The sequence below is a fragment of the Novosphingobium aeonii genome, assembly GCF_052279045.1.
In the GTDB taxonomy this organism is placed as follows: domain Bacteria; phylum Pseudomonadota; class Alphaproteobacteria; order Sphingomonadales; family Sphingomonadaceae; genus Novosphingobium.
The window spans coordinates 638,226-653,721 of the sequence record NZ_CP176833.1 but is presented as its reverse complement, the minus strand read 5'-3'; the positions used below and the strand labels follow the sequence as shown (position 1 = coordinate 653,721).

The 15,496-nt window shown below is 61.4% G+C and carries 12 protein-coding genes; 7 read left to right on the top strand and 5 right to left on the bottom strand.

Going from position 1 to position 15,496, the window contains the following annotated elements:
* Window positions 1–371: 371 nt before the first annotated feature.
* On the top strand, window positions 372–2,300 hold the full coding sequence (locus tag ACLIMP_RS18595) for a tannase/feruloyl esterase family alpha/beta hydrolase (protein ID WP_443478795.1): 1,929 nt from the start codon (window positions 372–374) through the stop codon (window positions 2,298–2,300).
* Window positions 2,301–2,391: 91 nt separating this feature from the next.
* Here ACLIMP_RS18595 and ACLIMP_RS18590 read toward each other — a convergent pair whose 3' ends face one another.
* The 3 genes from ACLIMP_RS18590 to ACLIMP_RS18580 form a co-directional block, all read right to left on the bottom strand.
* A complete protein-coding gene (locus ACLIMP_RS18590) occupies window positions 2,392–3,006 on the bottom strand; it encodes a TetR/AcrR family transcriptional regulator (protein WP_054435387.1) in 615 nt (204 codons plus the stop codon).
* An 82-nt stretch (window positions 3,007–3,088) separates the two neighbouring features.
* A complete protein-coding gene (locus tag ACLIMP_RS18585; RefSeq protein WP_443478794.1) occupies window positions 3,089–3,829 on the bottom strand; it encodes an alpha/beta fold hydrolase in 741 nt (246 codons plus the stop codon).
* A gap of 124 nt (window positions 3,830–3,953) precedes the next feature.
* Entirely contained in the window at window positions 3,954–5,099 is a 1,146-nt protein-coding gene (locus ACLIMP_RS18580) for a helix-turn-helix transcriptional regulator (RefSeq protein WP_443478793.1), read from the bottom strand.
* A 344-nt stretch (window positions 5,100–5,443) separates the two neighbouring features.
* Here ACLIMP_RS18580 and ACLIMP_RS18575 point away from each other — a divergent pair, with 344 nt between their 5' ends.
* On the top strand, window positions 5,444–7,126 hold the full coding sequence (locus tag ACLIMP_RS18575) for a tannase/feruloyl esterase family alpha/beta hydrolase (RefSeq protein ID WP_443478792.1): 1,683 nt from the start codon (window positions 5,444–5,446) through the stop codon (window positions 7,124–7,126).
* Between the two features lie 41 nt (window positions 7,127–7,167).
* Here ACLIMP_RS18575 and ACLIMP_RS18570 read toward each other — a convergent pair whose 3' ends face one another.
* Window positions 7,168–8,037 carry a LysR family transcriptional regulator gene (locus ACLIMP_RS18570; protein ID WP_054435486.1) on the bottom strand — a complete coding sequence of 290 codons (870 nt, stop codon included), beginning with the start codon at window positions 8,035–8,037 and terminating at the stop codon, window positions 7,168–7,170.
* Between the two features lie 93 nt (window positions 8,038–8,130).
* Here ACLIMP_RS18570 and ACLIMP_RS18565 point away from each other — a divergent pair, with 93 nt between their 5' ends.
* Genes ACLIMP_RS18565 through ACLIMP_RS18545 form a run of 5 tightly spaced genes read left to right on the top strand, consistent with a single transcriptional unit; the run spans window position 8,131 to window position 12,038 of the window.
* Window positions 8,131–8,553: an EthD domain-containing protein gene (locus tag ACLIMP_RS18565; RefSeq protein WP_443478791.1), complete on the top strand. Its 423-nt coding sequence runs from the start codon at window positions 8,131–8,133 to the stop codon at window positions 8,551–8,553.
* Between the two features lie 5 nt (window positions 8,554–8,558).
* Window positions 8,559–9,074: a nitroreductase/quinone reductase family protein gene (locus ACLIMP_RS18560; protein ID WP_324699444.1), complete on the top strand. Its 516-nt coding sequence runs from the start codon at window positions 8,559–8,561 to the stop codon at window positions 9,072–9,074.
* Between the two features lie 6 nt (window positions 9,075–9,080).
* Complete coding sequence (locus ACLIMP_RS18555) at window positions 9,081–10,775, top strand: class I adenylate-forming enzyme family protein (RefSeq protein WP_443478790.1); 1,695 nt, start codon at window positions 9,081–9,083, stop codon at window positions 10,773–10,775.
* A gap of 40 nt (window positions 10,776–10,815) precedes the next feature.
* Entirely contained in the window at window positions 10,816–11,376 is a 561-nt protein-coding gene (locus ACLIMP_RS18550) for a nuclear transport factor 2 family protein (RefSeq protein WP_054435492.1), read from the top strand.
* Window positions 11,373–12,038, top strand: a complete 666-nt coding sequence (locus ACLIMP_RS18545) for a carboxymuconolactone decarboxylase family protein (protein WP_443478789.1) — start codon at window positions 11,373–11,375, stop codon at window positions 12,036–12,038. Before ACLIMP_RS18550 ends, ACLIMP_RS18545 begins: the two co-directional genes overlap by 4 nt.
* Window positions 12,039–12,056: 18 nt before the next feature.
* Here ACLIMP_RS18545 and ACLIMP_RS18540 read toward each other — a convergent pair whose 3' ends face one another.
* Window positions 12,057–15,482 (bottom strand): glycosyl hydrolase, encoded by a 3,426-nt coding sequence (locus ACLIMP_RS18540; protein WP_443478788.1) that lies wholly within the window; start codon window positions 15,480–15,482, stop codon window positions 12,057–12,059.
* Between the last annotated feature and the right edge of the window lie 14 nt (window positions 15,483–15,496).

Below are 15,496 nucleotides of genomic sequence, written 5' to 3'. Positions count from 1 at the left end.
ACTTTATTTTATTTATATTTCGACGAATAAAATCATAACTTCTTGCGCATATTTCGCGTCATATCGTTGTATAATTCATTTCACCGATAAGACACTTCGGAAGGGCGTCGCTAGAAATCGACAACTCGCACTCTTCCTCCCGATGCTGATTGCTGGATATCGAGTCGTTTCACCGAGCCCTCCCCTGCCCGGACATATCGAGTCGGAACCATATATACCATATAGTCGGTAAGTCTAAAGCTGTGCGGACGGATTATTCGAGACCCGAACCTCAAGGGTTGCCTTGACCGTCAAAGCAAGATTCAGCCTTTAAATTTTACCGAATGGTTGGTAGACATAACAGGTCGATATTTGGGCAGGGGACAAAAAGCATGCGCCTATCATCTCGGATCGCTTTGTGGACCGGAACGCCGTTACTGATCGCCGCGACAGCGACGGGAAACCTCGGCAACGGCGTAAATGCGGCCGCTACGCCGACATCCCCGCCAATCGCCGCACCGTCATCGCGCGCGAATGCCGGAATCACCGATGGTGTCGCCGCCCCGAGCATGGCCGAACTGTGCCAACCTGCCGCGATCCAGGCCATTGCGGCAAAGCTGGACATCAAGGTTACGATCGGGAAACTGCCGTCCGAAGAGCAACCAGGCCCATTCCTTGAAGGCGGAACGCGTTTCACACCGGCCCGCGGCGACCTTCCCGCCTATTGCCAGGTCACCGGCAGCTTCGTCACCAACCCTGCCACCGGCAAGACGGCGAACTTCCTCGCAACCCTACCGATAAGCTGGAACCGGAAATACCTGCAGCTTGGCTGCGGCGGGCATTGCGGGACATTTGCGGTAAGCGATGCGGCATCTCCCACCATCACCATCACCAATCAGGGCAAGCCCGGTGACAGCATCAGGAAAGGCTACGCCTCGTTCGCGACGGATGAAGGCCATGCCGGCTTCACGCAAGGCAAGTGGGCGATCAAGGGGCCTGGAGAGATCAGCCAGGATTACCTCGACGACTATCTCTATCGCTCGCAAAAAGTCCTGGCGATGATGGGCAAGGAATTCACGACCGCCTTCTATGCCAAAGCAAGCGGAACTGCCCAAAAGATCGCCTATTCCTATTTCTGCGGCTGCTCGGGCGGCGGGCGCGATGCTCTTGTTGCGGCAGCCTACTTTCCCGAGGCTTTTGACGGGATCGTGTCGGGCTCACCTTATGCGAATCTCGCCAATCTCGCATTCCTGACCACCGGCGCCTCACTGGCGACGGTACGCTCGCCCGATGCGGGCCTGCCAGCATCGCTTGTGGCCCAGATCAACCCGCTTGTCATGGCGAAGTGCGATGCTGTGGACGGTGTCAAGGACGGCCTCATCCAGAACCCGGTGGCCTGCGACTTCCGGCCTGAAAAGGATCTGCCGCGCTGCAGCGATAACAAACCCGGTCCCAGCTGCTTTACGCAGGCGCAGATCGAAAGCGTCAGCACCGTTCTGACCGCAGCCACGGACAAGGAAGGGCGCGTCGTTCAGCCCGGCTATTCGGTCAGCGAACTGCAAAACTCGCTCATGCTGCCGCCGGCCAACGCGGGCACTGCAAATCCCTGGCCCGATACAGGCAATCCGGCAACCGGTGCCGCCAACGGCATGGCGCTACTCGGAGACACCGTCATCCGCATCTTCTCTCACCGCAATGATCCAAAGTTCGAGACCACATCGGTACTTTCGTTTGGCTCTGGTGGCACCGGGCCCGTTACCGGTTTCCGGGTAATCGCACCGGCAACGGAAGTGGCCAGGGCGAATGCAGCGCTACGCATGGGTATCGGCGATATTCCGAAGAACGCCGCAAAACTCATCAAGAGCAATCACAAGATGATCCTTTGGGTGAACCTGAGCGATCACCTTCTTACCCCATACATGTCCGTCAACTACTACAAGAATCTTGCGAAGACGTTCGGCGGCTATGACAAGCTCCACAAGAACATCCGCATGTTCATGTTGCCGGGCACCGCGCATTGCAGTGGCGGCGGGATCGGAGAAGGCCCCGGCAGTTTCGACGCGCTGAGCGCCATCGAGGCATGGGTGGAAAGAGGCCAAGCGCCCGACAGCCTTCCCGCCACGCTCTACAAGGCGAACCAGTTCGGCGTCGATTTCAAGCAGCCTCTCGGCCGCACCATGCCACTTTGCAAATTTCCCGAAATGGCGCGTTACAGCGGCGAAGGCGACGTAAAGGATGGTGCGAACTGGAGTTGTGTCCCCGGCGACAGAGGCATGCTGAGGATCGGGGAATCCGGGCGTCAGGCCGGGGTCATCGACTGACGGCTGCCTGGCGGCGGGCACCGTAACCTCGCCGCCTGCTTGGCTCAGTTGCGCCCCTGACAGTTCGCTTGAAAATTGCGTCTCTTCGGCGTCAATCGCTCTCGAAAGGAACGATCGCACGGACCGCACGCTCAAGCGTCTGCCCCAGATCGAAAGATTCCGGCTTGTCATACCAGCGACGGGCAAGTCCAAAAATCAGGGCGTAGCACATTCTGGCTGCTTCTTGAGCATCGACAGCCCAGGGAGCAAGCAATTGGCCGAAGAGATCCTCCGTCTCCTCCGCGCGCGCGAGGAACCAGGCGTGGGCAGGGTGCGCAGGGTCCATGGCGTCGGTTTGCAGGACGATGAGAAAACGCCCCAGCTCCGGAATTTCCCGGTAACGCTCGATGATCCGTCGCAACAGCCGCACCATCGCGACATAGGCGTCTTCTCCGTTTCCGCTTGACGCCTTGGTCGCCGCCAGCAGAGGCGCGACTATTACTTCCTCCCGGCTCTCGATCTCATCGACCAGTGCGATAAGCACGCCGTCCTTGGATCCGAAGTAGTGGAGCAGCCCCGCGTTAGAAATTCCGCATTTGCTGGCAAGGCCCTGGATCGTAAAACCACGGGAGCCGATCTGACCGATCTGGCGGATTGCCTCATCGATGATCTGGGCGCGACGAACCGCAGCGTCTTCGCGGTTCCCTTTTTTGATCCTGGTTGCCATCAGGCACCTTTACCGATCAGTCAGTAAAACGCGCAAGGTTTATCAAACACGATCGCTGTTGTTATCACCGGGAGGTTTTCGGTCAACGGCATTCGTTTCTCAAGATCTCGGCCAGGGCCTGCGGCCTCGTAATCATCGCCTGATGGCCGGCATCGATGCAAATCACGCGGTCCACAGCAAACCGTTCGGCAAAGCGCTCCTGCCATTCCACTGGCAATATCCCATCCTTCAGGCAAACGACATAGCTGGCTGGAACGGCCTCGTGATGATCGTACCGCCAGCACGTAAAGTCGTAGGTAGCAAGCGGCCAGCGATCCACTCCAAGCTTCGCGAGAAATGCGCTTTTCTGTAAGTCATCCATATCGTTGCAGAACATCTGCGGGTAACGCGCCGCCAGATCTTCTGTCTTGGGATCGAACGGCCAGCCGACTTCATCAGGCCTCGCTCCGTGCATGCCCTCCCCCATCATCGCGCGCACGCTTTGCCCGGGAAGAGGGATCGAACATGTGACGTAGACCGCCCTCCGAAACAGGTCCGGCCGCCGTTCCAGCATCAGCGACATGACTTGCCCGGCCTGGGAATGTCCAACGAGCATCGCCGGCCCCATGCCGGCGACCTCGATGTCGGAAAGCAGCTCGGCCGCGACCTCGTCCAGACCGATGCCGCCATCGAGCCGCTCTCTTTTTGACCCGCAACCCGGGACATCGACTGCAAAGGTACGAACTCCAGGGGCCTGCAGTCCCAGTGCCGCGATAGTATCGCCCCACACCCAGCTTCCCTGTCCGCCGCCGTGAACGAAGACAAATGCCGGCTCAGTCTCCAAGTCCTGCTTCTCCCGATTTCGTGCGCGAAACTATCGATGCGCTTCGCCGCGCGAAAGACGCCACAGGCTGCGCCAGCTACATACCGCAGGAGCGGAAAAGGGATCACATCACGCAAGCACCCTGTCAACGAGAGGCAGGACGTGGTGCTCCGATACGTCCGTCAGGTGTCAAGGCGAGAACGCTCCCCATCAGTATTCTGACCAGGTCTGTTTGCCCGCGCGCGCCCGTTTTGGCGAAAATGCGTTTCGAATAGCCACGGACTGTCTCGACCTGCAAATCCAGCTGGCAAGCGGCCTCGGCAATGGACCGTCCTCGGCAGATTTCCAGCGCGAGCCGGGCTTCCCTCCGCGTGAGTCGAAAGAGGTCCATCAGTTGCTCGCAGCGATCGGCGGTGCCCCAACTGTCACCGTGCACGTAAGCTACGATCACCGGCTTGCCTATCGGTCCGAGCAATCTGTGCGGTGCGGGCACCAGTAGCATGTCGAACCAGGGATCGCTCGAGAGGGAAACGGCTTTGGGGCTTGCCTCCAGCTGCGATGCCATTGTGCGGATCGTGGCAAGCAGTGTCCTTTCGGCAGCCCGGTCGGCAATTGTCAGCCTTCCCCTGGGCGTTCGTCCAATCACCCCGGATTCGCGAAGCAGCATTTCACCGACTGGATCGCTGTCGACGATCCCACCGCCTGCATCAAGGGCAATCCAGCCGAACTGCAGCCTGCGAATGGCCTCCTCCGCAAGCGAAGCGGTGAAGCGTTCGCGTTCAAGGACGATGTAGTTGCGCAGGACGCTTCTCAGTACGGGAGCCAAAGCGCAAAGCAAGCGATCGGTCTGCACATCGAACGAGCGGCTCAGACTGACGATCGTGAGGCGCGCATCCACGCCGCCGGCTTCCCGCACACGCATCTGCCGCAGGTCCGTCACACGGTGTGTTGTCACGAGGTCGGCGTAGAACGCCTCATGTTCGCCCCGGTCGAGCGCGATAAGCTCCTGAAGAGAATAGGCTCTGCCTTCCTGCATCAACTCGCTCGCCGTCGGATTGCGATCGACGAAGTAGCGGCGATAGAGTTCGTTGCTGTCTTCCACCCGCATGTTGCCCGAAACAAGTTGCAGGCAATCGTCCTGTTTCCAGCCGGGCGGCTGACACAACAGCACGACGAAATCCGCGCCGGTTTCACGAGCGAGCAGCGAAAGAAACGAAGCCCACAGAGGCTTTTCATATGCGCCGTCAAGCAGCGCCTGGGTCATTTCGCCAATGGCTGTTGAAACTTGCATGCGCTCCTGCCGCGCTTGGCCACAGCCCCCATTTGGGGGTTTTTCATCCCGGATACCTGCCTCAGGAAGGCGCAAACGACAAGCGCTGCCATTCGCAAAGACAGAGTCCACGAGGCAAGCGGGAGAGTGAACCATGAGAGCGCGCCACCGCGCCACGAGGCTGTGCCGTGCTGCGTGACATCTTCGAACGTGTCCCACACCCTTTCAGCCGGACCGCTGCCTCTGCACGGCAGCGCCGGCGGAAAGCCGGTACTTTCGGGCCGGCCATCCTGTTCCTGGCTGCTCCTGCGCTTTGCAATCTGACCCTCGCCATCCCTTCCTACGCCTCCAGCGGAGCGTTCTGCATGATACCTGCACATCTCAAGACCGACATCGAGGCCGACGGCCTTACGCACGTCCTGCTCGTTCGGGAGTTTCACAAGGGCGAACCGCTGGTGATTTCGGAACCGGCCTCGGCCCACACCGCCGTCGCACCCTCGGACCTTTGCCTGATCAAGCTGGTGGTGGGACCGGGCAATCCGGGCCCTGTCGGCGCGCCTTCCACTTCGCCCGGCATCGGCATCGAAGTATGGCTGCCCAGGCCCGCTGCCTGGAATGGAAGGATACACAATATCGGCGGCCTTGGCGGCTTCGACGGCGGTCAGCACAGCTCTCCGGACGCAATCGGCTGGCCCTATGCCGCACTGACGGCGGGCGGAAAAGGCGCAGTTTCCGCCAGCACCGATTCCGGCCATGCCCCCACCAATGGTGCCTGGGCCATGAATCCGGATGGGTCCCCTGCCAGGCAGCTCTGGGAGGACTACGCGCACCGGGCGATGCATGTGATGGCAGAGAAGACCAAGCAGATCGCGCGGGCTTACTACGGAAAGCCGGCGCACCACGCCTATTATGAAGGCGTATCGACCGGCGGACGCCATGGCTACCGGCTCGCCCAGCAGTATCCGGGCGACTACGACGGCATCATTGCCAGCCTTCCGGCACTCAACTGGGCCCAATGGGTTACCGCCGATGTCTATCGCAGCCTCGTTGTAGAACGGGAACTCTGCGGCCGTTACCTGACCAAGGCCCAGATGGACCTCGTCTCCAATGCAGCGATCGCGGCCTGCGACACGGTTGGCGGGCAGCACATGGGATATGTGACGGACAACCTTGCCTGCACTTACGATCCGACCAAGGACCCCGCAGTGCTGCACGTGGAAGACGGCGGCACGAATACCAGTCCTGATGCCCTTTCGCTATCCCAGGCGCGTGTCGTCAACCAGATGTGGTACGGCATGACCAGTGACGGCTCGGCACCTGATCCCCATCGCGACAACGGCGCGGGAACGGCGCTTGCCGGCCCACGCAAATGGTATGGGCTGATGCGCGGCACATCGCTCTATCAGGCCTACTTCGCCAATATCGGCTACGGCAGTTCCAATGCGCACGAAGGATACGTGGCCGATCAGGTCGCGCTGGAACTGGCCAACCCGCGCCTGGCCAATCCAACCTTTCGCAATGCGTCCGGCAACGGCGAGGGGGGATGGACCGCTTTGACCTATCAGGAACTCTCCCACGCCTTCGACCGCGGGACCGAACTCGACAGCACGTTCGGCGGCCTCGCAAGCGACGATCCTGATCTCTCCGCGTTCAAGGCACGCGGCGGGAAGTTCCTGAGCTGGCACGGCTGGAACGACGAGGCGATTCCGGTCCAGGGCACGATCCGCTATTACGACCGGGTGCTTGAAAAGATGGGCGGCGCGCAGAATGTGCACGACTTCTTCCGTCTCTACCTCTTGCCCGGTGTCGGCCACATGTCGCCGAACGGCACATCCAATCCCGATGCGCACCCACCACTCGTCGCGCCGGGCCAGTTCTATGCCTTGATGGTGGACTGGGTTGAAAACGGAAAGGCTCCCGATTCGATCGTCATCGAGACCCCGCCGGAAAGCCCGGTCAGGCGCTCGGCGCCCATCGCCCCCTACCCGCAGCAGGTGCGATACGTAAGCGGCGACCCCAACGAGGCATCAAGCTACGCCGTGCAATGAAACGCGAAGTGCAAGCCGATCGGCGGGGATGAACCGCAGCGTCATCCCGCCAGATATCCGCGTATCGCCGCCAACCCTCTTGCGGCGAGCGGGGAATGGACCCTGCCCTTGAGCCGGCCCGCGAAGATCGCGGTTGGCGGAAGCGGCATTCCCTCGATGGCGACTGCTACCAGCCGGCCATCGCGCAATTCCTCGGATATAAACGCCTGAGAGCAGATGCAGACCATATCTGCGGCCATAACCGCGTCCCGCAGGATGTGATAGTTTTCACAGACCATGCGCGAACGGCTCGGGATCGGCGGCCCGACCGGATCTTCGACAGAACTCGCCCATGGATAATCAGCCAGATCGGCAAGTTGGAGACGCTTGCGGGCAAGCAGGGGATGCCCCTGACGTACCACGCACACCGGGCGCGCATCGCCGACATGTTGCAGATCGATTTCCCCGGCATCGGCAACATGCGGACCGGGAAAGAAGATCAGCTCGACCTCGTCGTTGGCAAGCGCCTCGATCAGTTCTTCCCCCGGCCGGACCATGACGCGAAGCTGCACATTATTGGCACCGAAAAAGTCGCCGGAGAAGCGTGGAACCAGCTCGCTGGCCAGCAACGGCGCCATCCCCATCGACAGCCGCCCGCTACGCCCACCAGCCAGAAGTCCCATATTGCTTTCGAAGACCCGCAACCCTTGTAGCAGAGGACGCGCCTGCTCCAGAACCTGAAGCCCGGCTGCGGTCGGCTCCACACCATGGCCGACGCGATTGAAAATCGCAAAGCCGTAGCGCTCCTCGATCGTCGCTATGCTTCGGCTCAATGCCGGCTGGCTGAGGTTCAGCTCGATCGCAGCGCGCGAGAAGCTGCCGCAGCGTGCGACGGCGAGCAGGTGCTGCAACTTGCCAAGTGAGAGATCCATAAACAATCCGCATGGAGATACACGAATTCAGCATTAGACCTCATACCCCGCTTGCCGCAATGCTCGGTCCATAATGACAAGCGAGGGTGCTCGATGTTCAAGCAGATCTGCTTCTTCCGGAAGCGGCCGGATATGTCGATGGACGCCTTCCTCGACTATTATGAAAACCAGCATTCCCAGCTTGCGAAGAAGATGGGTGCGAAGCCCGCGCTACCCAATGCGATGCGCTATGTACGCCGGTATCTGACGCCCGAAAGGAACCCCATAACCGGTGAAATCCACGATTCCGGCTACGATTGCCTGATGGAGATCTGGTGGAACAGCCGGGAGGATTTCGAAGCCTCCCAGCGCATCATTTCCGATCCCGCGCGTCTGCCGATGACGATGGAGGATGAGCGGCGCCTGTTCGCCAGCCATGCCAACCCGGTCTGTTCGGTGATCGATTACGACTCCCCGATGGGCCCTCAAGGCGAACCGACACATCTCGTTCTTCGCCACGGCGATGAAACGGAGTAAATGGAATGAGCGATGAAAACATGCAGGTGATCCGCGAAGCCCGGCGCGACTGGGTGAGCGAACACCGAGAGATGTACCTTTCTTCCGGCGGGGCGAAGGGTCACATCATGGACATCACCGCCGTTGGTGGCCGTGCCTTCGCAACGCATTGCCTGGTCAAGTACGAGGGGCGCAAGAGCGGGAAAACCTTCATCACGCCCCTGTGCTACGCCGACATCGGCGGCGAAGTGGTGATTTGCGCATCGAAGGGCGGGGCTGACCATCATCCGGCCTGGTATCTCAATATCGTCGAGCAACCGGAAATCGAGTTCCAGATCGCGACCCAGGCATTCCGTGGAACCTGGCGTGAGCCAGAAGGTGCCGAACGCGAGAAGGTGTGGTCCTTCTTCATCGACTGCCATCCCTTCTACGAAACCTACCAGAATTCCACCGCGCGCGTACTGCCGCTGGTGATGTTCAAGGCAGCCGGGGAGATTCCGGTTTTCCGTCCCGATGATGCCACCGGCATCCGGACCACCTGATTTCCGATGGCCGGCACATCGATGACGAGCGAGGAAACGGCACTATCCTACGCGCGCGGCATTCCGCTTTCGCAAGAGACAACTTGCGGCGCCCTGACGCTGGGTGCCTATCTTCAAGAGATTGTACAGCGACATGGTGCCAGTGAAGCAGCCGTCATCCATCTGGACGGCGAAGTCATCCGCTGGAGCTATGACGATCTTTGGGCGCGCGCCAACGAAGTGGCCCGGGCGCTCAAGGCCTGCGGCGTAGGGAAAGGCACGCGCGTCGGCCTGCTCATGACCAACCGGCTGGAGTTCCTTTCCTGCCTGTTCGGCACCGCACTAGCGGGAGGCGTCGCCACGACAATCAGCACCTTCTTCACCGCGCCGGAAATTGGTGAGGTGCTGGAAGCGTCGTGCTGCGCTATCCTGCTGGTTGAGCGGCACGTGCTCAAGAAGGACTTCGCGGCGATGCTGGGCGAACTGGAGCCTGGTATCGCAACAGGCATTCCCGACCAATGCCTCTCTGCCCGGTTCCCGTTCCTCAGCCATGTTGCGCGCGTCGACGGGGATGAGGGAACAGGCGCGGTAGAAGGCTGGTCCTCGTTTCTGGCGCGCGGAGACACCATTCCCGACGGCGTGATCGAGGCTTGCGCCGCGGCGGTGCTCCCCAGCGATCCAGGCACCCTGTTCTTTTCGTCCGGCTCGACGGGCAAGGCAAAAGGCATACTGTCCGCCCACCGGGCGATCTGCCTGCAGCTTTGGCGCTGGAAGAGCTGGTACGGGATCACGGACCCGCCACGAACATGGTCCGCCAACGGCTTCTTCTTCTCGGGCAATTTCACCATGGCGCTGGGCGGAACGCTCTCGTCCGGCGGCTGTCTTCTGCTCCAGCGCTGGTTCGATCCCGAAGCCGCGCTCGCCCTGATCCAGGCGGAAAGGGCGACGATGCTACTCGCCTGGCCGCACCAATGGCCGCAGCTCGAAGCCGTGCCTGCTTATGCCAAGGCCGACCTGTCCGCGCTGCGCTATGTGGATGGCGCCTTTCCGCTGGCCCACCACCCGAGCGTTTCGGCAAACTGGACGGAGCCTCGCGCCTACGGCAGCACCGAAACATTCACACTGATTTCGGTCTTTCCGGCCGGCACTCCGGAAGGTGAAACAGCGGGAAGTCATGGCCGCCCCACGGCAGGATCGACCATCCGGATCGTCGATCCCGTGACAGGCCAAACCGTGCCACTCGGGCACCGCGGCGAAGTCGCGGCGAAGGGCCCCACGCTGATGCTGGGCTATCTTGGCGTGCCACTCGACGAGACGCTGGACGATGAAGGCTTCTTTCGAACCGGGGACGGCGGTTGGCTGGACGCAGAAGGCCGCCTGTTCTGGGAAGGCCGGCTCAACGACATCATAAAGACCGGCGGCGCCAACGTCTCCCCGCTGGAGATCGATGCGGTGCTCCGTGATTGCCCTGGCGTAAAAATTGCGCAGACGGTGGGAGTGCCCGATCCTCTGCTGGGCGAAATTGTGGTCAGCTGCGTAGTGCCGCTGGAAGGCGCAGCCCTGTCGGCCGACCAGATCCGGTCCTTCGCGCGTAGCCGTCTCGCCAGTTTCAAGGTGCCCCGCAAGGTGCTGTTCTTCGGCGACGACGAACTCAAGACCACCGGCAGCTCGAAGATCAAGACCGCCGATCTGCGCAAAGCAGTGGTCAGCCGTCTCCGATGACGAGCGGCCCGCATAAAAATAATCATTGGGAGAGCACGACATGAGCCTGGAACAGGAACTCGCGGATCTGAAAGCAACAGTCACCTATCTCAAGGATCGGCAGGACATTCTCGACTGCATCCAGCGCGAGAGCCGGGCGCGCGATCGTCAGGATGTCGATCAGATTACGGGTTGCTGGTGGGAGGACGGCGTCGACGAGCATGGGCCCAGCGTCACGTTCGCACCGGATTATCCGGAAAAGGCCAACAAGGGCCACTACACGAACTTCAACATGACCAGCCACAACATCACCAACCACATCTGCGAGCTGGAAGGTGACGTGGCGCATTGCGAAAGTTACGTGATCGGCGGCCTCTATTGGCTCGACGGCAAAAGCACGACCATTGCCATCGGTCGCTATCTCGATCGACTGGAAAAGCGGAACGGCGAATGGCGCATCGTCGTGCGTCGCTGCACGATCGAGGCCACGGCCGACTGCGACGGCACCTGGATCCATTCAAAGAACGTCCAGGGTTTCCTCAAAGGCCTGTGGAGCACGGATGACCCTTCTTATGAGCGCCCCTACACATGGAAGTCCCGCGAGGAAGGAGTTCGCTGGTGAGCGATTGCCCCACCCCTGCGCCTCTGGCCCCGCAAACACTTGAACGCATCCGCCTGAGGGAAGCCGAGATTCTCGGCAAACCGCCACGGGTCGAGACAGTGGATCGCCTGGCGCGTGCGGACGAGATCCTGGAAGCTACCGACCGGCTGCGCGCCTCCCTGTTTGGCAATGTGCCGTCCCTGTCGATCGAGCAGGTTCCCCAGATCATGGTGACGATGCTGCCGTTCGGCACCTTGTGGGAGCGGATCATGGGACTGTCCATGACCGTCATGGGGCCCGCAAGCCGACTTGCCCGGCGCGACCAGAAGCTGGCCATCCTGCGAACAGGATGGCTGCTTCAGGCACCCTACGAATTCGGCGAACACGTCCATCAGTCAAAGGCCCTGGGCATCACCACCGACGAGATCGAGCGGATCACCGCCGAAGGATCGGCATCGCCGCTCTGGTCCGAACACGAACGCGCGGTTCTGCGATGTGCGGAGCAATTGCAAGCCCGCGCCTCGGTCGACGACGAGACATGGGACGTGCTGTCGCGCACGCTGGACACCGAGCAGATTTTCGAACTGATCGTGCTGATCGGCCAATTCACGCTGGTCGCCTATTTCCAGAACGCGCTGCGACTGCCGCTGGAAGCCGGCAACCCCGGACTGGCCGCCCGCTGATCGCCGCGGCCTGCCTTCTCATGGGTTTCCGGCTTCTCCTCCAGTCACGGTAACCTGCTCCATCAGCCGGACGGGACCGATCAGCCCCGAAGGACGCAGCGGTGCCTCGGCCTTGTATGTAGGCATGATCGTATATGCGATCTTGTCAGGGCCCTTCTGGGCATCTCCGATCAGCCGATTCATCCAGAGATCGGCGATCCGCACCTCCACCGTATTGCGCCCGGAGCGGATCTGCCGACCTATGTCGATGCGATAGGGTGCGTGCCACAAGGTGCCGACAGACTTGCCGTTCACCCGCACCTCGGCAAGATCGCCCACTGCTCCAAGGTCGAGCCAGAGCGCTCCGGATTTCGCAATGCGGGTATCTAGCTTGAAACTCCGTGAATAAGTTGCGATGCCGGAAAAGTACCGAACACCCGCATCCGCCACCTCATTGAGGGGACGCAGCTGCGGCATGGTGATTGCAGCAGGAGCGCCCCTGCCCTGCTGGAACGTGACAGACCAGTCATTCGACAAATCCCGTAATGCGTCGAAACGCGTGCCGGGCTCGGCCCGTCGTTGGCCGGCAGACGGCTTTCTGAACACGACGAAGTAGGACTCCTCGCTTTCGAAAGGCAGGGTGACGAAAGTGCGCCCACCGTCGATCCGATAGCTGGCCGCCGAGACCGTGCCGGTATCGGGGCGCCAGATTTCCGGGATTTTTCCCACCACCCGAAAGGCCGCCTCCGTTCGCATCGCAGCCGCCTTTCGATTGGACACGAAGTACGCATCGCCATCTGCGAGAATGCGGTGGAGGAACAGGAGGTCATCGCCCGAGGCGGCCTCGAAATCCGGCAAGACATCGAGGCTGGCGAGCGCCTCCTCGACATCGCGGCTGGCGACGATCTTGCCCTTGCCGACTTCGGTCACCAGCGAGACGGGCCATAATTTGGCGACGAGTGCAGCAAATTCCTGCGGGTCTTCTCCCAGCCCCGGCGATGCTTCTGGCGGCAGTCCGACCACCGCAGCCCCGTCTTCCGCCAGCCTTGCAATCCGCCGCAGCATGGGCAACGTCATCCGGCTGCTGTTGCCGCCCAGGTAGAGTACACGGTAACGCATCCCGCCCGGAGCCACGAGGCTGCCGTCCTCCACCTTCAGCAGGGACAGCACCGCATCCGCATTGACAAAGTCGTAACCGAAGTGCGCCGGCGTGTCCGTGAAGTAGCCATCCTGCGCCTGCGGCCCTACCGGAGCTTCTTCCCCATAGAAGTAAGCGACGTCAGCGGCATAGCGCCCCTGTTGCAGCAGGAACGAACTGCGCGCGATGTAGTCAATCCATGGACGCGCCATTTCCGCCCAGGTTTCGTGTCGGGTGAAGAACTGGCCGATATGCCGCATCGAGAGACCGGGCTGCCGATCGTCCAGCGGTTGGTGCACCGATGTGTGTATCACGGGCAGGTTAATGCCGCTGGCAAACTCCAGATCGATGACGCGCCGCAGGTCGGAGGGTGCATGTGCCCAGGGGTAGCGGGTGGACGTGAAGGATTCGGCTGCGGCAAAGCGCCGTCCGTAGATGTGGGCGGTCGACGCCGCTCCGCGCAAATCCGCCAGAAGATTGGGGCGCGGACCAAGATCGCGCCGGTAGGTCCACATGGCGGCCATCGGCACGTCGGCGTATTGGCGCATCGCGATGTCGTCGCCGAGTGAAACGCGCCAACCTTCCAGAGATTCGCCGTAGACCTTGAGCCCGCGTTCATGCGCGACCCTCGCAATCGTCCCATAGTGATTGGACGCGTGCAGTTCGGCGATTGTCTTGCGCCAGTCTGAGAGAAACGCCTCGCTGCCGGCCCGCGAACCGACGACCACGCCCGTCAACGCCGGTAGCCATGCCCGCGGATCATAGCCCCGCGCCTTCCGGAACGCGTCGAAGAGGCCCGGTGTGTAATTGAAGGCGCCCACTTCGGTGCTGTCGGTGAGTAGCGCTCGGACGCCCCGATTGCCCATGAGCTCGCCGCCAACCGCCGAACTGTACGTGTCCAGATAAGTATTGAGATATCGGCTTACGGCCTCCGCATCGATCTTGTCGACCTCCAGCCCCGTCGCCTCGGCCGATGCAGGACCGTTCGTTCGCCCGGTCAGGGAGTATCCCATGCGCAGGACTTTCCACGTCCCGGCCGGCGGCGTCCAGTCGAGGGTACCATCTGCCTTCAGGCGCGAGGTAAGGTCGATCACCTGGCTACCGGAAGTATCTTGCGTGCCCGATCCTCCACTTGTGCCAAGAGCGTGATAATCGCGGGCCATTCCGAAACCGGCCTTGATTTCGAACTGGTTCACGCGCTCTTGCGGCGACAAATGCAGTTCCGCCAGCTTCACCGCGCTTGCCGCGCCAGCCGAAGTCGGCCGATAGCCGAGGTATCCGGGCGCCGCATCGGCGTCGTAGGGATTCAGGGGCCCGGCGGGCCTGATCGTCAGGCGGAAGCGTTCTGCGGTAACGGCATCGAAACTGACAGTGGAAGGTGCAAGGCTCGGTACGATCTCGGCAATGTGTTTCCAGTCGGCACCTCCATGACCGACTTCCAGACTGACCTTCATTGTCGGGCCTGAAAACATGTCGGCGCTTCCCGGCACGAACACCGTCGCCGACCGGATCGTGACAGGCACCGGGTAGGTGATAACGACCATGGCCGCGCCTGCCTGCGGGTCACGCGTTATGTCGAGTGCCTGTTCGAACTTGCCGTCCGTCAGCAGCCCGGCGTCCAGCGCCTTCCCATTCGCTTCGGTTATCACCGGCAAGGGTAGCGGCGGATCTTCCCGCTCGCGCACCGCCAATGTCGCGACATCCTCATAGAATTGCGGATGGAGGCGCTGCGCGGTGCTGGCACTCGGTTCATGAAGAACGATATCCTGAAACGGACCGGTGAAAGATGGCGGAAGAGCGATTTTCCCCCGGAACCGTCGCCTTCCGCTCAGGCTCGTCTCGCTCCAGACAAGTTTCTTCATGCCATCGCGGGGAGCCACCCAGGGTCCGCCGGTCACGCTCCATCCAGGAGAACTCGCGATCGTCAGTTCAAGGCCGAGACGATCCGCCTCGCCCGCCGCATATCGGAATGCATCCTTCCATTCCGGCGACATGTAGGCGAGGCGTTTGTCAACGATGACGGGCGTGGCGAAGTAGTCGATATCGAATGCCTGGACACCGCCAAGGCCGATGCGCTTCATCCATTCGAGATCCTTGTGAATGCCGGCCGTGGTGACATTCCCGTTCATCCAGTGCCACCAGGTTCGAGGCCGGGATTCCATCGGCGGGTCGAGGAACCCGCGCAAGAGTGCATCGCCGCTCTCGACGATCTGCGCGATTGGCCCTCCTTGCTCCGGCTCAGCACGAGCCAAAGCCGGGAGGGCCAAGGTACCCGAACAGACAAGAAGCGCTAAAAACGTGCGCACGCCACTCTCCCGATCCGGCACTGCCGCGTTGCCGG